Here is a 17,764-nt window from a genome sequence, read left to right as displayed (position 1 = left end):
GAACGAGGAGGTCGGAAGCGCGCTTTTGCGCTGTTTTCCCGCTCGATTTTTCTTACCCTAGCGCCGCCTTCAGGCGCTTTCGCGGAATGGCTCGCCTTCGAGATGCTCGCGCGTCTCGATCTCCTCGACGATCTTGGCGACGAAGGCGTCGAGATCCTCCGGGGATTGGCTTGTGATGATGCTGTCGTCAACGACGACCGGCCGGTCGACCCAGTGGCCGCCGGCATTCTCGATGTCGGTCTTGATCGACCGCCAGGACGTCAGCTCCCGGCCCTCCACCGCCTTGGCTTCGATGAGCAAGGCAGGCGCATGGCAAATCGCCGCCACGATTTTCCCCATGCTCAAGAAATCGAGAATAAGTTCGATCGCGGCCTCATCGGTCCGCAACGAGTCCGGGTTCATTTGTCCGCCCGGCAAGATCAGGCAATGATAACTGGCGGCGTCGAGCTTGCGCAGGTCCAGGTCGACGGCGACGGACTCGCCCCAATCCCCGCCTTTCCATCCTCTGATCGCGGGGCCCTTCGGCGCCGCGACTTGCACGATGGCCCCCGCTTCCCTCAATTTTTCAAGCGGCCTCACGAGTTCCGAATATTCAAACCCATCGGTCGCCATGATGAGAATTTTCGCGTCGCGAATCGCGGGCATGGCGTCCCTCCATGAAATGCATGGGCGGAAAACCGGCTCGCGAGGGCAAGGTTCCGTGAAGATGCGGCGTGCTTCAACGCGCCGCGCGGCGGGCCCAGGGGCGCGAAGGCTCGGCGGTTTCATCGCTGCTTGCCGCCGGCTGGTAGAATAGGCCGAGACCTGGTCGGCGTCCGGCTTCGAGAAGCCGAATCGTCGCCGCGTCCTTGATCTCGAAGGCGTCGAATCCGCAACGCGCCATATGCTGGAGCTGATCGAACAAGACGTCGCCGACGGCGCGCAGCTCGCCCGCGAATCCTTCCGTGCGGCGGATCAGGCGCGCCATCGAGAAGCCCCGTCCGTCGCTGAATTTGGGGAAGTCGATGGAGATGAGCGTGAAGCGCGCGAGATCCGGCGCGATGTCCTGCACCGGCGCGCCCGCCTCGAGCCGCAGGCCGATCGGAAAATTGGCGGCCCGCCATCTTTCGCGGCCGGCGCGCCATTGCGCCAGGCTGACCATGACCTTGCCGTCGAGCGGAATATCCTCGTCTTCCGCCAAGGCGCGCCATTCATCTGCGATGAAGCCGTCGTTCTTGAACAATGCCATGAATCATCTGTCCGAAACGGCGTCGAGCGCCTGCGTGTGAAGGCCGCACTCGACCTTGCCTTTGTCCCGCCAGCGTCCGGCGCGCGGGTCCTCGCCGGGCTTTACCGGCGTGGTGCAGGCGATGCAGCCGATCGAGGGATAGCCCTTGGCGACGAGCGGATGGCGGGGCAGGGCGTGGGCTGCGAGATAGGCCTCGATGTCATCGGAGGACCAGCCTGCGAGCGGATTGATCTTGATCCTGCCGCCGTCGGCCTCGAACAGCGCCAAGCCGGCGCGGGTTTGCGCCTGAAAACGCTTGCGCCCGGTGATCCAGGCCTCAAAGCCATCGAGCGCCTTCGCAAGAGGGATCACTTTGCGGATTTCGCAGCAGCGGTCGGGATTGGAGGCCCAGAGGAAACGTTCCGGATCTTCCGCCGAAAGCGCCGCCGGCTCCGGCTCGATGGTTATGACGTTGCGGAGATCGAGCGCGGCGACGAGCGCATCCCGATAGGAGAGCGTTTCCGCAAAAAGCACGCCGGTGTCGATGAAGAGGACCGGCGTCGCCTTGTCGATTTGCGCGACCATGTGGAGCAAAACGGCGGAATCCGCGCCGAAGCTCGAGACGGGGGCGATCTTGCCGGGAAACAGGTCCTCGATCGCGAGGCGCAAAAGCTTGGCCGCGTCCAGCCGCGCGAGCCTTTCGGTCAAGCGCGCCGCGGTGTCGGCGTCACCGAAGAGAGGCAGGTCAGGCGCGTTCATAAAGCGCCTCGCGGAAAGGATCGACGCCGACGCGCCGAAAGGCCTCGAGAAAGCTCTCGGCCTTGTCCGCGCGGATCTTCAAATAGGCCTCGACGATCGTTTCGATCGCATCGACGACTTCCTCGGAGGTGAAGCTGCGGCCCGCGATCTGGCCGATCTCGCAGGTCTCGTCGGCGGAGCCTCCGAGCGTGATCTGATAGGCCTCGGCGCCGGATTTCTCCAGGCCGAGAATGCCGATATGGCCCACGTGATGATGGCCGCAGGCGTTGATGCAGCCGGAAATATTGATCTTCAGCTCGCCGATCTCTTCCGCGCGGGCGCCGTCGCCGAACCGTTCTGAGAGACGCTGAGCGATCGGGATCGAGCGCGCCGTCGCCAGGGCGCAATAATCGAGGCCGGGGCAGGCGATAATATCGGTCGCGAGGCCGATGTTGGCGGCGGCGAGGCCCAATTCCGCGAGCCGGTCGAAAATTTGCGGGAGATCGTCGAGCGCGACATGCGGCAAGACAAGGTTCTGCTCATGCGCGACGCGGATCTCGTCTTGCGAAAAGCCCTCGGCGAGATCGGCGATGGCCTCCATCCATTCGGCGCTGGCGTCGCCTGGAACGCCGCCGACGGGCTTCAATGAAATGGTGACGATGCCATGTCCCGGCGCCTTATGGGCCGAGACATTATGGGCGATGAATCGAGCGAAGGCGGGATCCGACGCCTTGCGCGCCTCGACGGCCTCGGAAACGCGCGGGCGCTTTTGCAGCGGCGGCGGCGCGAAATAGGCGCGGATGCGGTCGATCTCAGGCTGGGGCAAGGCCAGCGCCTCGTCGCGATGATGGAGGAACTCGGCCTCGACTTCGTCGCGAATGGCGTCGGCACCTTTTTCATGAACGAGGATTTTGATCCGGGCTCTGTACTTATTGTCGCGTCGGCCTTCGAGATTGTAGATCCGAAGGATCGCGTCGGTATAGGCGAGAAGATCCGCCTTCGGCAGGAAATCGCGGATTTTATGCGCGACGAAAGGCGTCCGCCCCATGCCGCCGCCGATATAGACGGCAAAGCCGGTCTCGCCGCGATCGTTGCGCACGATCTGATAGCCGATGTCGTGGACCTGCAAGGCCGCTCGGTCCTTGGCGGCGCCGTTCACCGCGATCTTGAACTTGCGCGGCAGGAAAGAATATTCGGGATGCAGCGACGACCATTGCCGTAGGATCTCGGCATAGGGGCGCGGATCCTCGATCTCGTCGGCTGCAGCGCCCGCGAATTGATCGCACGTGACATTGCGGATGCAATTGCCCGAGGTCTGGATCGCATGCATCTCGACCTCGGCGAGTTCGTTGAGAATAGCGGGGCAATCGACCAGCGCCGGCCAATTGAACTGAATATTCTGCCGCGTCGTGAAATGGCCGTAGCTCTTGTCGTAGCGGCGCGAGATATGGGCGAGCTTGCGCAATTGCCGCGACGACAGGACGCCATAGGGAATGGCGACCCTGAGCATATAGGCGTGCAATTGCAAATAAACGCCGTTCATCAGCCGCAGCGGCTTGAACTGCTCCTCGTCCATCTCGCCAGAGAGCCTGCGCGCCACCTGGTCTCGAAACTGCTCGACCCGGCCGGCGACGAAGCATCTGTCGAATTCGTCATAGCGATACATGGCGTCAGTCCTGCACGATCCGCGCCGTCGACGCGGGCGTTCGCGGCGGAAACTCGATGGTCGGCCCGTCGGCCCGGATCGCGTCGCGCATGCGCATGGCGCGCAATCGACCCTCGGAATGGGCGACCTCGACGATAAAGGGATCGAGAACCAGATTGCAGGCGACATCGGCGCGGGCGGCGCGCAACCCGGCCTCCGCCGCGGCCGCCTCCTCGTAAAGTGCGGCCTTGGCGAGCGTCTCGCGCCAGAATCCATCTGGCCCGAGATAGACGACGATTCCATCGGCAAGGCGATTTGCGGAAATAATGCTCGACATGGCTCAACGAACGACAGCGGCCGGAGTGGTTCGGCTGGGATATAGGGCAAACAACAGCAATTGGCGAGGAATAATTAAATAATACAATATTAATTTGTTAAATTTGCCCCTTGTCACCCCAGCTTCACCATGCTTTATTTAGTCCATAAGATATCTAGACTCTATAAGCTGCTTCGCACGCCTCGTTCCTTCGCGCACATCCAGGAAGAAACAGCTTGAGCAGCAAAAATGAAGGGCCTTTCGAGCGTGTCCGTGGCGATAAAGCGCAATTCAATCATCCCGGGCTTCGGACTGACTCTCGGCTATACGCTGGTCTATCTCAGCGTGATCGTCCTCATCCCCCTCGGCGCGCTCGTTCTCCGCGCGAGCAGCCTCGGCCTTTCCGGCCTGTGGAACATCGCGACCGAGCCGCGCATTTTCGCGGCGCTGCGGACGAGCTTCAGCATTGCTTTGGCGGCGGCCGCGATAAATGTCCTATTCGGCGGAATCGTCGCCTGGGTTCTCTCGCGCTATGAATTTCCGGGCCGGCGCCTGCTCGACGCCGCCGTCGATCTGCCCTTCGCCCTTCCGACCGCGGTGGCCGGCATTTCCCTCGCCGCTATTTATGCGCCGAACGGCTTGATCGGCTCGCTGATCGCGCCGCTCGGATGGCAGATCGCCTACACGCCGCTCGGCATCGGCGTGGCCTTGGTCTTCATCGGCCTGCCGTTCATCGTCCGCACCGTGCAGCCGGTGATCGCCGAGCTCGAAGCCGATGTAGAGGAGGCCTCCGCCACGCTCGGCGCCACGCGCATCCAAACGCTTTGGCGGGTCGTCCTGCCTGCTCTCACGCCGGCGCTCATGACGGGCTTCGCTCTGGCCTTCGCGCGCGGCGTCGGCGAATATGGATCGGTGATCTTCATCGCGGGCAATCTGCCCTATGTCTCGGAAATCGCGCCCCTTCTCATCATCGTGAAGCTCGAGCAATTCGACTACGCCGGCGCGACCGCGATCGCGACGCTGATGCTTCTTGCATCCTTTTCCATCCTCTTGATCATCAACCTCATCCAGGCCTGGAACAGAAGGAGATTCGGTCAATGACCGAAACCATCGCCCAATGGGCGCCTGAGACGGCGGAAAGCGTCTGGACACGGATAAGCCGTTCCCGCGGCCGCGGAGCGGCGACGGGAGAGAGCCCGCTCCTGGCCGGCGTTCTCATCGCCGTCTCTCTGATCTTCCTGGCGCTTTTTCTCATCCTGCCGCTCGCCGTCGTGTTCTACGAGGCCTTCGCGAAAGGCGCCTTGGCCTATTTGGCCGCGCTCGCCGAGCCCGATGCGCAAAGCGCGATCCGGCTCACGCTCCTGGTCGCCGCCATCGCCGTGCCTTTGAACGTCGTCTTCGGCCTTGCCGCGGCCTGGGCGATCGCCAAATTTCGCTTTCCGGCGAAAAGCTTTCTGATCACTTTGATTGATCTGCCCTTCTCCGTCTCGCCGGTCGTCGCGGGCCTTATCTATGTGCTCCTGTTTGGAGCCCAGGGCCTTCTCGGCCCCTGGCTGAAAGCGCATGGCCTCGAAATCATTTTTGCGGTTCCAGGCATTGTGCTTGCGACCATCTTCGTCACCTTTCCCTTCGTCGCGCGCGAGCTCATCGCCTTGATGGAGGATCAGGGAACGTCGGAGGAGGAAGTCGCCCTGTCGCTCGGCGCGAGCGGGCTCGCGACATTTTTCCGGGTGACTCTGCCCAATGTGAAATGGGCGCTGCTGTATGGCGTGCTCTTGTGCAACGCCCGCGCTATGGGCGAGTTCGGCGCCGTCTCGGTTGTCTCAGGCCATATTCGCGGCCTCACCAACACCATGCCGCTTCAGGTCGAAATTCTCTACAATGAATATAACATCACGGCCGCCTTCGCCGTCGCCTCGCTGCTCGCTCTGCTGGCTCTGGTGACGCTCGCGGCGAAAAGCCTGCTGGAAGGCCGCTTCAAGGATGGCCACTCCGCAAAGACGCGCGGACATTGAGGCGGCAAGGCCACAGGAGAGTTTGACGCCATGCAAATACGCACGGTCGACATCACCAAGAATTTCGTCGGGGGAAGCGCCCGTCCCGTCCTCGACGGCGTGTCGCTCGAGGTCGGAAGCGGCGAGCTCGTGGCCTTGCTCGGACCGTCCGGGTCCGGCAAGACGACGCTTTTGCGGATCATCGCCGGCCTCGAATTTCCTGATTCCGGCTCGGTCTATTTCGGCGACGAGGACGCCTCGCAAAAATCCGTGCAGGAGCGGCGCGTTGGTTTCGTCTTCCAGAATTACGCGCTGTTCAAGAACCTGACCGTCGGCGAGAATATCGCGTTCGGGCTCGACGTTCGCGGGCGCGAATTGCGGCCGCCGAAGGCGGAGATCCGCCGCCGCACGCTGGAATTGCTCGATCTCGTCCAGTTGAGCGGGCTCGAGAAGCGCAGGCCCGGCCAATTGTCCGGGGGCCAAAGGCAGCGCGTGGCGCTGGCCCGCGCCCTCGCGGTCGAGCCGCGCGTGCTCCTGCTCGACGAGCCCTTCGGCGCGCTCGACGCGAAGGTGCGCCGCGATCTACGTGCCTGGCTCCGCGAGCTGCATCAGCAAACCGGGCATACGACCACATTCGTGACCCATGACCAGGATGAGGCGCTCGAACTCGCCGATCGGGTCGCCGTCTTGAACGGCGGGCGCATCGAGCAGATCGGCTCGCCCGACGATATTTACGATCACCCCGCGACGCCCTTCGTGCATGGCTTCATCGGCGAGGCGAGCGCGCTACGGGCCGATCTTCGCGGGGGGCGCATCTTCATCGGCGGGCATGAACTGGCGCTTCCGGGCAAATCCGGCCGCAATGGCAGCGGAAGGCTTTTCGTGCGCCCGCATGACATCGCGATCGGCGAAGCCGCCGCGAATGGCCTCGAGGCCGAGATCGTGGCCCTGCGCCGCAGCGGCGCGACGAGGAGGGCGGAGATCGCGGTTCCCTTCGAGGCCGGACGCGTCGAGATCGACGCGCCGACCTCGGCCAATTTGCGCCCCGGCGAGAAGGTCCCGATCCGCTTTCTGCGCGGAACCTTCTTCCTCGACGGAGAAAGCGCCGCCGCTTAGTAACTCTTGCAAAAGCTGGGCGTTTATTTTGCTTCTTTGTCGAGTAGAATGAGTCTGCGTTCGACGCCCCAGCGATAACCAGAAATCGCGCCATCGGTCCGCACGATCCGATGGCAAGGAATCGCTGCCGCAATCTTATTTGCGGCGCAAACGCCGGCGACGGCGCGCGCGGCCTTCGGCGCGCCGATGCGCTCGGCGATCTCCGCATAGCTCGCCGTTGCTCCGGGCGGGATATCCCGCAATGCTGTCCAAACTCGATGTTGGAACGCCGTCCCTCGGACGTCGAGGGGAAGATCGAACCCCATCCTGGGCGCTTCGATAAATCCCACGACCTTTGCGACGAGCCGCTCAAAATCGGCGTCGCCGCCAAAGAGTCGCGCCCGGGGGAATTTGTCTTGCAGCTCACGTACAAGGGCGTCGGGATCGTCTCCGAATGAGATGGCGCAAACGCCATGAGGACTTGCGGCGACCAGGATCGAGCCCAGTGAACATTCGCCGACCGCAAATCTTATCTCGGCGCTCGCCCCGCCAGACTGAAAGGCGCGCGGCGTCATGCCGAGAACGCGCGATAACTCCGCATAAAAGCGGCCGCTGGAATTGAAGCCCGCATCATAGATCGCCTCGGTCACGGACGTGCTCTTTCCAAGTCTTTCGCGAATGCGTTTCTGACGTTCGGCGGTCGCGTAAGCCTTCGGCGTCACGCCAGTGACCCCCTTAAAGATCCTATGAAAGTGATAAGGGCTGAGGCCGACGCTTTTGGCGAGTTCCTTGAGCTTAGGTTGCTCTTCGGCCTCCGCGATGAGACGGCAGACTTTGGCGATCTTCGCCGCCTGCTGTTCTTCGAGGGAAGGCTGATCAGGCCGGCACCGCTTGCAGGGCCGAAATCCCGCGGCCTCTGCCTCGGCTATCGTGGTGTGGAAGCGTACATTCCGGCGATGTGCTAAACGAGAGGGGCATGATGGATGGCAGTAGGCGCCGGTCGAAGCGACGGAATAATAGAATTCACCATCGTAGCTCCGATCTCGCGTGAGGACGGCGGTCCACCGCGCTTCGTCATCGACAGCCGGTTCGCTGCGCGGCGGTGCATTAAGCGTCACGCTCATGTTTAAACGCCTCGGTTCATTTCAAAAGTGTGGCGATATCTTATCGCTTGATTGCCTTCCCGCACTTCGATCCTTGCTTTTGAATCCGATGAGCCCAGGGCGGGCACCCATCGGCGTCCGATGGTTATTGCGTGCTTGTGGATCGGCTTTGGCCGCGCAGCTTGAAACGCGAGGAGGCGGCGATCGACGATTGGGCCAAATCTCTGGCGCCCAGTTCGCGATTGCGCGCATGGTTTGGGTCGCTTTACCTTAGCCGCGACTGTTCGCCGGCTCGGCGGCTTCTGGCTGCTCCGCTGGCGATGCGGCGCCTCCTTGTGCTATCTTGGAAAAAAATTCGCGTGACAAGCGCGCTTTCGTTCTGGGAGGAGCCCTATGGAAGAGGCGCAGCCGCGTCGCGCGAAAGCGCTCTCGTGCGTCCCGATAGAGGCTCCTCGGCGCGCGCCATGTCCTCTTTTCAAGGTTGATCCGTCGTCAGGCCGGTTGCTCGCCGTCGACCCCGCCGCGCAATGCCGATCAAAACTCGGCGATAGGGGCGCGCCACGCTGACGCTCGACATCTCTCAAAGCTTGGAGCCGTCGTGTTATTCACCGACATTCAACCGCTGATCGCTCAACATGGCTATTGGGCGGTCTTCCTGATCGTCATGCTTGAAAGCGCAGGCGTCCCGCTTCCCGGAGAGACGGCCTTGCTGCTTGCCGGCGCCTATGCCGGCGCCACGGGCGAGCTCAATATCGCTCTCGTCATCGCCATGGCCGCCGCAGGGGCCATCATTGGCGACAATATCGGTTTCTGGGTCGGCCGGACCTGGGGCGCGAAGCTCTTGCTCCGCTACGGCAAGTTTATTCATCTGCCGGAGGCCCGACTCAGGCTCGGGCAATATCTTTTCGCAAGACATGGGGCGAAGATCGTCTTTTTTGGGCGTTTCGTCGCCTTCCTCAGAATCCTCGCCGCTCTGCTCGCGGGCGTGAACAAATATCACTGGGGTCAGTTTTTATTCTACAACGCGTCCGGAGGCATAATCTGGGCGGTCGTCATGGGCGGCGCGTCTTATATTTTCGGCGACGCCGTGCATCGCGTTAGCGGCCCGCTCGGCGTCGCTGCGCTCGTCGGGGTCGTCATCGGCGCCGTCGCCTTTATGATTATTGTGCGGCGCGAGGAGCGTAAGCTCGAGGAAAGGCTCGGGGCTGGTCCGGAGGGTGATCTTCGGAGTCTGCCTTAAAGCCTACATGCTCCCACTTGCGAGCTCGCCCCGGCGTCCGGCTACGGCTTTTGCAGGGCGGAGAAGGCCTCGAGCCGCGCGATCAGGCTCGACGTGTCCCAGCGCCCGCCGCCGAGCGCCTGGACCTCGGCGTAAAATTGGTCGACCAGCGCCGCCGCCGGAAGGCTTGCGCCATTGCGCCGCGCCTCGTCAAAGCAGATCGCGAGATCCTTGCGCATCCAATTGACTGCGAAGCCGAAGTCGAATTCGCCGGCGAGCATGGTTTTGTGCCTATTCTCCATCTGCCAGGATTGCGCCGCGCCCTTGGAGATCACCTCGATGACGGCATCCGGATCAAGGCCGGCGCGCTTGGCGAAATGGAGACCTTCCGCGAGCGCCTGCACAAGACCCGAGATGCAGATCTGATTGACCATTTTGGTGAGCTGCCCGCTGCCCGCAGGTCCCATCAGGCGGCTCGCCTTGGCGTAGGCGGCGACGATTGGCTCGGCGCGGGCGTAATCATCGGCGTCGCCGCCGCACATGATGGTGAGCGCGCCGCTCTCGGCGCCGGCCTGGCCGCCGGACACTGGCGCGTCGACAAAGCCCTTGCCAGCCGCTTTCGCCACGGCATGCAGCTCGCGGGCGACAATGGCCGACGCGGTCGTGTGGTCGATGAAGATCGCGCCGGCTTCAAGGCTCTCGAACGCGCCTCGGGGGCCGATCGTCACCGCGCGCAGATCCTCGTCATTGCCGACGCAAGCGACGACGAACGCCTGACCTGCGGCCGCCTCCCGCGGCGTCGCCTTTGACGAGCCGCCGAATTCAGCGACCCATTTGGCCGCTTTCGCCGCCGTCCGGTTATAGACGGTGACCTCATGGCCCTTTTTCAGGAGATGGCCGGCCATGGGGTAGCCCATGACGCCGAGGCCGAGAAACGCGACTTTCGCCATTGATGTCTTTCCGAGTGGTCGCCTCGAGCATGTTCGGAAAAAGTTGGTCGACTTTTTCGCAACATGCTCCTGCTTTTTGATCTGGAGCGGGTTCTTTCCGGCGCCGTGCGCTGTTCTTCGAGCGCCTCTATGTCAATTGATCTCGTAATCGAAATATTTGGCCCGGATTCGGCTGAAGGAGCCGCTGGCTATGCTTTCGGCCAAAGCTTTCTCGAACATGTCCTTCAGCGCCTTGTCCTCCTTGCGAAGGCCGATACCGACGCCCTCGCCGAAATAGGCGGGATCGCGCGGCGCGTCGGCCGCGATCGCGCAGCATTGCGCCTCCCGCCGCGTCTTCAAGAAATCGGCGAGCGCGTCCTTGTCGCCGATGACGGCGTCGAGCCGGCCTTCGGCGAGATCGAGAATGGCCTCGTCGAGCGTGGCGTAGGCGTGGATCTCCGATCGCTTGTAGAGATCCTCGACATAGGCCTGATGCGCGCCGCCGGACACAACGCCGATGCTCTTGTCGGCGAGCCCGTCCGGCGAGCCGTCCCGAATGGGTTCGTCTCGCGAGGAGAGGAAGGCGCTCGGCATGCGCACATAGGGGGTCGTGAAGGCGATCTTCTCGCGCGCCTCGTCGGTGATCTCCATCGCGGCCATGATCGCATCATATTGATGCTCGAGCAGGCCTGGGATTAGTCCGTCCCAATCCTGCGTCACGAAGGTGCAATTGGCCTTCATGCGGGCGCAGAGATCACGCGCGAGGTCGATCTCGAAGCCAGCGAGTTCGCTATTGTCGAGATAATTATAGGGCGGGCGCGCGCCTTCGCTGGCGATGCGGATGTCTTTTTGCGCCGCGGGCGCCTCTTCTGCAATCGCGGGAGAGAAGGAGGCGAGGGCGGCGAGGATCAAAAGGCTCCTGCGCAAGGCTCTGGCTCGGCGGCGAGACGATGCGAGAATGCCGGCGGTAAGTCGGGGGGGCAGGGTCCTACTCCGAATATGCGCCGGCGGCTTAGTATCGAGCGCTGACGCGGCGGCGGTTCGGCGCTTGTCGCGACATTGTTTCAGCGGCGGCGGGAGCGGTCTTTATGACCGATTTTCGCGCGCGACAATAGACCCGGCTGCCGGCTCCGCCGCCGCGGCCGACGCCCGGGCTCCGACAATGGCGCGGCTCTTGCTGAACCTGGAGATCAGAAAAGGTCGGGACCGGCGACGGCGGCGTTCGCGATTGGACGAAACGCGACGAAAGCCTATATATCCGCCGCCGACGGGTATGGAGCGAAATTTCGAATGGTCAGCGATCAGGACGTCCTCTCCGCGCTTCAATCTGTTCCGGGCCCGGACGGCAAGACGCCTTTGCCGCAATCCGGCGCCGTCGCCGGCCTCTCGATCAAGGACGACAAGGTCTACCTTTCGATCGCGATCGATCCGAAGCAATCGGCCGCGATGGAGCCGATGCGCCTCGCCGCCGAAAAGGCGGTGAAGCAATTGGGCGGCGTCGTCAATGCGCTCGTCAGCCTAACGGCCGATCTTCATCCGGCGCCGCCAAAGGCGGCCCAGCCGCGCAGCATCGCGATCCCCGGAATCGCCCATGTGATCGCCGTCGCCTCCGGCAAGGGTGGGGTCGGAAAGTCGACAACCTGCGTCAATTTGGCGCTTAGCCTCGCCGCGCTCGGCTGGCGCGTCGGCATATTGGACGCCGACATCTACGGGCCGTCGCTGCCGCGCCTGCTCGGCGTGAAGGCCAAGCCCGAGGCCGAAGGCCGGGTCATGCAGCCGCTTGAAGCCTATGGCGTGAAGGCCATGTCGATCGGCTTTCTCGTCGAGGAGGAGGATCCGATGATCTGGCGCGGTCCCATGGTGATGGCCGCGATCCAGCAGCTCTTGCGCGACGTCGCTTGGGGCGAGCTCGATTGCCTCGTCGTCGACATGCCGCCGGGAACCGGAGACGCGCAGCTGACCTTGGCGCAAAATGTTCCGCTCGCCGGTGCCGTCGTGGTCTCGACGCCGCAGGATCTCGCCTTGATCGACGCCCGCCGCGGCATCGCCATGTTCAATAAAGTCGACGTGCCGGTCCTCGGCATTGTCGAGAACATGAGCTATTTCCTGTGCCCGCATTGCGGCGGCCGTTCCGACATTTTCGCGCATGGCGGCGCGCGCCACGAGGCCGAGCGCTACAGCGTGCCGTTTCTGGGCGAGGTGCCGCTCGACATGAGCATTCGCGAGCATGCCGATTCGGGCAAGCCGCTCGTCGCCGTCGAGCCGGAGGGCGCGCACGCCAAGATCTACCGCTCCATCGCCGAGCAGATCAAGGCGCGGCTGGAAAAGGGCCGCGCCCGCGCCGCGCCGAAGATTTTCATCGAGTGAACAAGGCGCGGATGTGATTTCCGGGACGACCGCGAATTGCCAATCGCTGCGTCATTGCACGCAAATGTTGAAAAGCCGGTAATTTCGGTAGAAACGTACAGCACGTTTTGTTATAAGCGGGGCATGGACGAGCCCCACGACCGATTGGCGGCCGCGCGCCGCAACGCCGGATTCGAAAATGCGACGGACGCGGCGCGCGCCTTCGGCTGGAACGAGAACACCTATCGCAGCCACGAGAATGGCGAGCGCGGCTTACGCCTGCAGATCGCGGAACGCTACGCGAAAGCCTTCGGGACGAGCGCGGCCTGGCTCCTGACTGGGGAAGGCGAGGCGGAAGCCGTCCGCGAGGAGCCCAAAAATGTCGTGCGCCTCGTCGGCCGAATCGGGGCCGGCGCGGTCATCGATGCGGATTTCGAGCAGGAGCCGGCGGAAGGTTTCGCCGAGATCGAGATTCCATATCCCGTCCCCAAAGGCGCGGTCGCCTTTGAAATCGTCGGCGACAGCATGTGGCCGCGTTATGACCCCGGCGACATTGTGATTTGCTGGAAGGTTGCGCAAACGCGCTCCGAGGCGGACGGCTGGGAGGCGGCGGTCCGGCTCACAGACGGACGGCGCTATTTGAAGACCATTCGCCGCGTCGCCAAGGACCGGTTCGATCTCGTCAGCCATAACGCGAGTCCTATCCTGAACGTCCAGATTGAATGGGCCTGCAAGGTGTTCGGCAATATACGCGCGGGCGAATGGACTTTGCTGGAGCGGTCGACGCGGCGCGCGAGATGAGGCGCGGGCGGGGCGACAGTTGCGTCATTGGCCTAAAATAGCACAAATTGTACTTTTCTCGAATTTCTGTACGTTTCGTGTTGCAAACGACTGTGCGTTATGTACAGTACGTCATCGGCGTTGTTCGCCGGTCGCCGCAAGGTCCGTCACTAGGCCAGCTCGGCGCAACCGAAACAGGACGATGATGATCGTCACGGAAATGGGAGAGCATCATGGCGCGAGACAACAAGGACTCTGTGGCGAGCCGTAGCGTAGAGGTTGGCGTCGACGATCAGGACTTGGTCGAGGGGATTCAGGCGAGCGCTTCGGAAACGGCCGAATATCTCGCCCATATGGCTTCCGAGCTCGTCATGCTCGCGAAGAACGCGCAGCTCGAGCGCCTGTCGGTCCTTTTGGATCTGGTGCGTCGCGAAGCTGAATCGGCTTCCGCTTGAGCGACGCGTTTGGCCGGGAGCGCCCGCTGGATAAGACGGAGAATTCGCCGCGCAACACAAGGACGCGCTCCAGATAAATCAGCTGGAGCATGTTCTCATGAGACGGCGGCGTCTCAATGTCCAAAAGGCCGATCGACTTTTTCGATCGGAACTGCGCACGCCGCGGGACGCACACCGGCTCCGGTGGCCTATCCGCCGGTCACGCTCATATGCCGCGCGACGGCCGGCGCAGTTTGGCCCCGATCGATGATAAAATCATGGCCTTTCGGCTTGCGGGCGATTGCGGCTTCGATCTCTTGATGCAGGAGCCGATCCGACGTCGAGGCGCGCAAGGGCGCGCGCAAATCGGCGGCGTCCTCTTGACCGAGGCACATATAAAGCGTGCCCGTGCAGGTCACGCGGACCCGATTGCAGCCTTCGCAGAAATTATGCGTGAGCGGCGTGATGAAGCCCAAGCGGCCGCCGGTCTCGGCGACCCGCACATAACGCGCCGGCCCGCCGGTGCGATAGTCGATTTCATCGAGCGTGTAGCGCTCCTTGAGCCTGGCTTCGACGAGGCTCAACGGCAGGAATTGATCGGCGCGCTCGGCCTCGATTTTGCCCAGCGGCATCACCTCGATCAGGGTGAGGTCCATTCCGCGCCCATGAGCCCATTCCAGCATGGGCGCGATCTCCTGGTCGTTCACGCCTTGGAGCGCGACCATATTGATCTTGACGGAGACGCCCGCTTTTTGCGCGGCGTCGACGCCGGCCATGACGCGCGCGTGATCGCCCCAGCGGGTGATCGCGCGAAACTTGGCCGGATCGAGCGTGTCGAGCGAGAGATTGAGCCGGCGAACGCCGACAGCCGCGAGCTCGGCGGCGTGATCGGCGAGCTGGGATCCATTGGTCGTGAGGGTCAGATCGGACAGCGCGCCAGACTCGAGATGGCGCGAGAGCGCGCGGAACAAGCTCATGATGTTCCGTCGCACCAGCGGCTCTCCGCCGGTGATGCGGAGCTTGTGGACGCCGCGCAGAATGAAGGCGGAGCACAGGCGGTCCAGTTCCTCGAGACTGAGCAAGTCGCGCTTCGGCAGGAAATTCATATCCTCCGACATGCAATAGACGCAGCGCATATCGCACCGATCCGTGACCGAGACGCGAACATAATTGATTTCGCGCCCGAATGGATCGACGAGCGGCGCGGCCTTGGCTGCAATCGGCCATGGTTCGGAACTTGCCTGAGGCAATGTCGGCATTAATGTCATGGGTTTATATCTACATTCGCCGAGGCTGGATTTCCACGTCAATGTTCGGATTGCCTGGAGCGCGTTCCGATTGGACGGAATCGTCCAATGGGGGAGAATGCGCTCCAGATCATAAGTTGGCGCGTGTTCCGACCGGAAAAGTCGATCAACTTTCTCGGAAACTTGCTCTAGGACCGAGATCCTTCGAGGCGAATGTTTTTCAGGGCGGGGCGCGACGATGAGCGGGACAAGCGATCAATGGCCGAGCGAGTTGAGGCTCAAAGACCAGGGACGGCTTTTGCGCATCGTCTTCGAGAGCGGCGCCGCTTATGATCTCTCGGCCGAATATTTACGGGTGATGAGCCCGAGCGCGGAAGTGCAGGGGCATAGCCCCGAGGAGCGCGTCACCGTTGGCGGCAAGCGCCATTGCGCGATCATAGGCGTCGAGCCAGTTGGCACCTATGCGGTGCGGCTTACCTTCGACGACCTGCATTCCACGGGCATTTTCTCCTGGCCCTATCTCTATGAGCTCGGCTCCCAGCACGAGGAGAAATGGGCGTTCTATGAAGCGGAGCTCACGGCGAAAGGCCTGAATCGCGACAGCGAAGGCCAGGCGTGAAAATCCATGCCCGGCCCCGTCGAGAGGCTCGGGCGCAGCCCCTCGGATCCGGAGATTAAGGGGACCGCCCTTCAGCGCAAGACGACGACTCGGGTTCCGACCCTGACGCGGTCATAAAGGTCCATGACATCCTCATTGGTCATGCGAATGCAGCCCGATGAGACGGCTTGCCCGATTGTTTCCGGCTCATTCGATCCATGGATGCGATAGAGCGTGCCGCCGAGATACATGGCCCGCGCGCCGAGCGGATTATTTGGGCCGCCCGGCATGAAGCGCGGCAAATCTGGGCGACGGTGCAGCATTTGGGCGGGCGGCGTCCAGGACGGCCATTCCCGCTTCATCGCGACATAGCGGGTCCCGCTCCATTCAAAGCCCGGACGCCCGACGCCTATGCCATAGCGGATCGCCTGGTTGCCGGGGAGAATGAAATACAGGCGGCGCTCCTCCGTCGAGATGAGGATCGTGCCTGGCGCATATCGGCCATTATAGGCGACGAGTTCGCGCGGAGGCGCCACGGCGCGGGGCCTGCCGGAAAAATCCGAATAAGGCTGGGCGAAGCCTTGCTGATATTCATAGGCCTGGGCTCTCGCCGTAAGCGCGGCGAGACAAGCCCCCATCGCGATGGCGAGGCTGGCGATGGCGGGAAAGCGAAGGCGCATTTTCATTTTCCATTGGCTCCTAGAGAGCGGCGCGCGAATCGGCGATGCGTTGTCGCCATGATCCAGTCGCAAAGGCCGGATGGCAATGGTCCAGCGCGTCGATGCGCCGCCGATATGGCATGTCGCGCGCGTTCGACTTATCGTTTCAAGTTGCTCGATCGCGGTCGGGACGCCGAGGCTGGTTTCGGGTTCCGCCTGAAATCGGGACCGGCTGGGACGAGCATGTTTTAAGCATGAGCGCGGATGAAGCGCCGCTTCGCGCTCAGCCGGATCGTTAAAAACCTGCTCGGGCGGCGACAGCGCAGGCCTTTTGTGCGAACATATTACTTCGCTTTAATCCGACGCGGCGCGACGAGCGCCAATCCAGCTTCGACGGCGCCGATTGAGACGAAGAACGCGGCATGCTCCGGCTCAATTGACCGAACGGTCCGCCTCGACGCAGCAAAAAAGGGGAGGCCATGCCTTTTTCCACGCCCTTGGCGATCGTAATCTTTCTCACGATTTGGTTCATTGCGCTCTTCGCCATCCTTCCTTTCGGCGTCCGGTCGCAGCAAGAGGCGGGCGATGTCGTCGCCGGCACCGATCCCGGCGCGCCGGTCGCGCCGAAACTGCTCGCCAAAGCCGGATGGACGACCTTGGCGTCGGTCGTTGTCTTCGCCGCGCTCGTTGTCTTCGCTCGCTATTTCGGGGAATAGTAGCCGCGCGCAGACGATCAAATCGCCTGTCTATTGACGCTATGGAGCGTTGAGGATACTCCAGCCATGCTCCAAAAAGGAGCGCGTAGCTCAGTCGGTAGAGCATCTGACTTTTAATCAGAGGGTCATGGGTTCGAATCCCATCGCGCTCACCAATAAAATCAAAGACTTCTAGCGCATCCTCCGCCAATTTTCTGGCAAGCGTTCAGCTTCGGTAAGCGCTCGGTAAGCAGAAATCGAAAATTTGGGCCGCAAGGGCCGATCGGCGCGCCGGTGCTTCGGCAAGGCGTCGGACACGAATGTGCGCAATACCGGCGCGAGATGCGCGAGCAGATCCGTCATCCGAATGTAGGCACCATATTTATCGGCGAGCCTGGCAAGGCGATGGCCTCCGCGCAGGCTGCGCTTGGTGCAGGCGAGCCGAACCCGCACATAGGGAAATGAGGCAGGGTGTCGCCGTCCATCTGCGGAACATAAATGGACCAAATGGCTGGATCAATGGACGGCGCGCGCGCCCTACTGCGTCAGAAGCCGAAAATAGATCGGGCGCGATGGATATCGAGAAAGGGCTGGTCAGGGCCGGGAGCAGAGCGACGGCTTTGAATGAGCGATGTGCCGAAGCTGCCATGCGTGTCCGCAAGGCCATCGGCAATACTCGACCCGACATGGCCATAGACGGGCGTGCCAATCGTTCCAGAAAGCAGACCTTGAATGGTGCGCAGTTCAAGACTTTTGCAA

19 protein-coding genes, 1 tRNA gene and 1 pseudogene are annotated in these 17,764 nt (G+C 62.5%); 11 read left to right on the top strand and 10 right to left on the bottom strand.

Annotated elements, in window-relative coordinates; genetic code table 11:
* Positions 1 to 69: 69 nt before the first annotated feature.
* The 5 genes from METAC_RS0107550 to METAC_RS22765 all read right to left on the bottom strand — a co-directional run bounded on the left by METAC_RS0107550 (position 70) and on the right by METAC_RS22765 (position 3,927).
* Positions 70 to 645, bottom strand: coding sequence for a type 1 glutamine amidotransferase domain-containing protein (locus METAC_RS0107550; protein WP_026606556.1), 576 nt, complete (start codon positions 643 to 645; stop codon positions 70 to 72).
* 73 nt (positions 646 to 718) lie between these two features.
* Positions 719 to 1,228 (bottom strand): DUF934 domain-containing protein, encoded by a 510-nt coding sequence (locus METAC_RS0107545; protein WP_026606555.1) that lies wholly within the window; start codon positions 1,226 to 1,228, stop codon positions 719 to 721.
* 3 nt (positions 1,229 to 1,231) lie between these two features.
* Positions 1,232 to 1,966 (bottom strand): phosphoadenylyl-sulfate reductase, encoded by a 735-nt coding sequence (locus METAC_RS0107540; RefSeq protein ID WP_026606554.1) that lies wholly within the window; start codon positions 1,964 to 1,966, stop codon positions 1,232 to 1,234.
* Positions 1,953 to 3,611 (bottom strand): nitrite/sulfite reductase, encoded by a 1,659-nt coding sequence (locus METAC_RS0107535; protein WP_026606553.1) that lies wholly within the window; start codon positions 3,609 to 3,611, stop codon positions 1,953 to 1,955. The genes METAC_RS0107540 and METAC_RS0107535 overlap by 14 nt, the downstream gene beginning before the upstream one ends.
* A gap of 4 nt (positions 3,612 to 3,615) precedes the next feature.
* Entirely contained in the window at positions 3,616 to 3,927 is a 312-nt protein-coding gene (locus METAC_RS22765; RefSeq protein WP_051335446.1) for a DUF2849 domain-containing protein, read from the bottom strand.
* A 252-nt stretch (positions 3,928 to 4,179) separates the two neighbouring features.
* Between METAC_RS22765 and cysT the strand changes: the two genes are divergently transcribed.
* Genes cysT through METAC_RS0107515 form a run of 3 tightly spaced genes read left to right on the top strand, consistent with a single transcriptional unit; the run spans position 4,180 to position 7,016 of the window.
* Positions 4,180 to 5,007, top strand: coding sequence for a sulfate ABC transporter permease subunit CysT (cysT, locus tag METAC_RS0107525; protein ID WP_026606552.1), 828 nt, complete (start codon positions 4,180 to 4,182; stop codon positions 5,005 to 5,007).
* Positions 5,004 to 5,921, top strand: coding sequence for a sulfate ABC transporter permease subunit CysW (cysW, locus tag METAC_RS0107520; protein ID WP_084143505.1), 918 nt, complete (start codon positions 5,004 to 5,006; stop codon positions 5,919 to 5,921). Before cysT ends, cysW begins: the two co-directional genes overlap by 4 nt.
* Before the next feature lie 30 nt (positions 5,922 to 5,951).
* Positions 5,952 to 7,016, top strand: a complete 1,065-nt coding sequence (locus tag METAC_RS0107515) for a sulfate/molybdate ABC transporter ATP-binding protein (RefSeq protein WP_026606550.1) — start codon at positions 5,952 to 5,954, stop codon at positions 7,014 to 7,016.
* 23 nt (positions 7,017 to 7,039) lie between these two features.
* On the opposite strand, the gene ada is transcribed toward METAC_RS0107515, so the two are convergent.
* Positions 7,040 to 8,119 (bottom strand): bifunctional DNA-binding transcriptional regulator/O6-methylguanine-DNA methyltransferase Ada, encoded by a 1,080-nt coding sequence (gene ada, locus METAC_RS0107510; protein WP_026606549.1) that lies wholly within the window; start codon positions 8,117 to 8,119, stop codon positions 7,040 to 7,042.
* Between the two features lie 119 nt (positions 8,120 to 8,238).
* On the opposite strand from ada, the pseudogene METAC_RS27355 reads away from it, so the two are divergent.
* A pseudogene (locus METAC_RS27355) lies at positions 8,239 to 8,583 on the top strand (DUF488 domain-containing protein); the annotation flags it as partial.
* A 113-nt stretch (positions 8,584 to 8,696) separates the two neighbouring features.
* Positions 8,697 to 9,338 carry a DedA family protein gene (locus tag METAC_RS0107500; protein ID WP_026606547.1) on the top strand — a complete coding sequence of 214 codons (642 nt, stop codon included), beginning with the start codon at positions 8,697 to 8,699 and terminating at the stop codon, positions 9,336 to 9,338.
* 41 nt (positions 9,339 to 9,379) lie between these two features.
* Here METAC_RS0107500 and METAC_RS0107495 read toward each other — a convergent pair whose 3' ends face one another.
* Both METAC_RS0107495 and METAC_RS0107490 read right to left on the bottom strand, forming a co-directional pair.
* The gene (locus METAC_RS0107495; RefSeq protein WP_280643024.1) at positions 9,380 to 10,348 is read right to left on the bottom strand and encodes an NAD(P)-dependent oxidoreductase; all 969 of its coding nucleotides are present in this window, start codon (positions 10,346 to 10,348) and stop codon (positions 9,380 to 9,382) included.
* A 51-nt stretch (positions 10,349 to 10,399) separates the two neighbouring features.
* Positions 10,400 to 11,173, bottom strand: a complete 774-nt coding sequence (locus METAC_RS0107490) for an ABC transporter substrate-binding protein (protein ID WP_026606545.1) — start codon at positions 11,171 to 11,173, stop codon at positions 10,400 to 10,402.
* Positions 11,174 to 11,536: 363 nt separating this feature from the next.
* On the opposite strand from METAC_RS0107490, the gene apbC reads away from it, so the two are divergent.
* The 3 genes from apbC (at position 11,537) to METAC_RS0107470 (ending at position 13,827) form a co-directional block, all read left to right on the top strand.
* A complete protein-coding gene (gene apbC / locus METAC_RS0107480) occupies positions 11,537 to 12,613 on the top strand; it encodes an iron-sulfur cluster carrier protein ApbC (protein ID WP_026606543.1) in 1,077 nt (358 codons plus the stop codon).
* Between the two features lie 123 nt (positions 12,614 to 12,736).
* Entirely contained in the window at positions 12,737 to 13,393 is a 657-nt protein-coding gene (locus METAC_RS22760) for an XRE family transcriptional regulator (RefSeq protein ID WP_051335444.1), read from the top strand.
* A gap of 212 nt (positions 13,394 to 13,605) precedes the next feature.
* Positions 13,606 to 13,827, top strand: a complete 222-nt coding sequence (locus tag METAC_RS0107470) for a hypothetical protein (RefSeq protein WP_026606542.1) — start codon at positions 13,606 to 13,608, stop codon at positions 13,825 to 13,827.
* Between the two features lie 188 nt (positions 13,828 to 14,015).
* Here METAC_RS0107470 and moaA read toward each other — a convergent pair whose 3' ends face one another.
* Positions 14,016 to 15,065 carry a GTP 3',8-cyclase MoaA gene (gene moaA / locus METAC_RS0107465; protein WP_051335443.1) on the bottom strand — a complete coding sequence of 350 codons (1,050 nt, stop codon included), beginning with the start codon at positions 15,063 to 15,065 and terminating at the stop codon, positions 14,016 to 14,018.
* A gap of 226 nt (positions 15,066 to 15,291) precedes the next feature.
* Between moaA and METAC_RS0107455 the strand changes: the two genes are divergently transcribed.
* Positions 15,292 to 15,672, top strand: a complete 381-nt coding sequence (locus METAC_RS0107455; RefSeq protein ID WP_026606540.1) for a gamma-butyrobetaine hydroxylase family protein — start codon at positions 15,292 to 15,294, stop codon at positions 15,670 to 15,672.
* Between the two features lie 71 nt (positions 15,673 to 15,743).
* Here the strand turns inward: METAC_RS0107455 and METAC_RS0107450 are convergent, their stop codons facing one another.
* Complete coding sequence (locus tag METAC_RS0107450) at positions 15,744 to 16,331, bottom strand: L,D-transpeptidase (RefSeq protein ID WP_026606539.1); 588 nt, start codon at positions 16,329 to 16,331, stop codon at positions 15,744 to 15,746.
* 458 nt (positions 16,332 to 16,789) lie between these two features.
* Between METAC_RS0107450 and METAC_RS0107440 the strand changes: the two genes are divergently transcribed.
* Entirely contained in the window at positions 16,790 to 17,026 is a 237-nt protein-coding gene (locus METAC_RS0107440; RefSeq protein ID WP_026606538.1) for a DUF1467 family protein, read from the top strand.
* Between the two features lie 79 nt (positions 17,027 to 17,105).
* Positions 17,106 to 17,181, top strand: a tRNA-Lys gene (locus tag METAC_RS0107435).
* Positions 17,182 to 17,764: the final 583 nt, after the last annotated feature.

Origin of the sequence: Methylocapsa acidiphila B2, from assembly GCF_000427445.1 — a bacterium.
Taxonomy (GTDB): Bacteria; Pseudomonadota; Alphaproteobacteria; order Rhizobiales; family Beijerinckiaceae; genus Methylocapsa; species Methylocapsa acidiphila.
The sequence above is the reverse complement of the archived record's forward strand: the minus strand, read 5'-3'. Positions and strand labels throughout refer to the sequence as shown.

Coding starts and splice junctions, on each gene's coding strand:
- moaA (WP_051335443.1), bottom strand. CDS start 15,065: ATGCCGACATTGCCTCAGGCAAGTTCCGAACCATGGCCGATTGCAGCC.
- METAC_RS0107470 (WP_026606542.1), top strand. CDS start 13,606: ATGGCGCGAGACAACAAGGACTCTGTGGCGAGCCGTAGCGTAGAGGTT.
- METAC_RS0107440 (WP_026606538.1), top strand. CDS start 16,790: ATGCCTTTTTCCACGCCCTTGGCGATCGTAATCTTTCTCACGATTTGG.
- cysW (WP_084143505.1), top strand. CDS start 5,004: ATGACCGAAACCATCGCCCAATGGGCGCCTGAGACGGCGGAAAGCGTC.
- METAC_RS22760 (WP_051335444.1), top strand. CDS start 12,737: ATGGACGAGCCCCACGACCGATTGGCGGCCGCGCGCCGCAACGCCGGA.
- METAC_RS0107540 (WP_026606554.1), bottom strand. CDS start 1,966: ATGAACGCGCCTGACCTGCCTCTCTTCGGTGACGCCGACACCGCGGCG.
- METAC_RS0107450 (WP_026606539.1), bottom strand. CDS start 16,331: ATGCGCCTTCGCTTTCCCGCCATCGCCAGCCTCGCCATCGCGATGGGG.
- METAC_RS0107455 (WP_026606540.1), top strand. CDS start 15,292: ATGAGCGGGACAAGCGATCAATGGCCGAGCGAGTTGAGGCTCAAAGAC.
- METAC_RS0107550 (WP_026606556.1), bottom strand. CDS start 645: ATGCCCGCGATTCGCGACGCGAAAATTCTCATCATGGCGACCGATGGG.
- ada (WP_026606549.1), bottom strand. CDS start 8,119: ATGAGCGTGACGCTTAATGCACCGCCGCGCAGCGAACCGGCTGTCGAT.
- METAC_RS0107535 (WP_026606553.1), bottom strand. CDS start 3,611: ATGTATCGCTATGACGAATTCGACAGATGCTTCGTCGCCGGCCGGGTC.
- METAC_RS0107545 (WP_026606555.1), bottom strand. CDS start 1,228: ATGGCATTGTTCAAGAACGACGGCTTCATCGCAGATGAATGGCGCGCC.
- apbC (WP_026606543.1), top strand. CDS start 11,537: ATGGTCAGCGATCAGGACGTCCTCTCCGCGCTTCAATCTGTTCCGGGC.
- METAC_RS22765 (WP_051335446.1), bottom strand. CDS start 3,927: ATGTCGAGCATTATTTCCGCAAATCGCCTTGCCGATGGAATCGTCGTC.
- METAC_RS0107515 (WP_026606550.1), top strand. CDS start 5,952: ATGCAAATACGCACGGTCGACATCACCAAGAATTTCGTCGGGGGAAGC.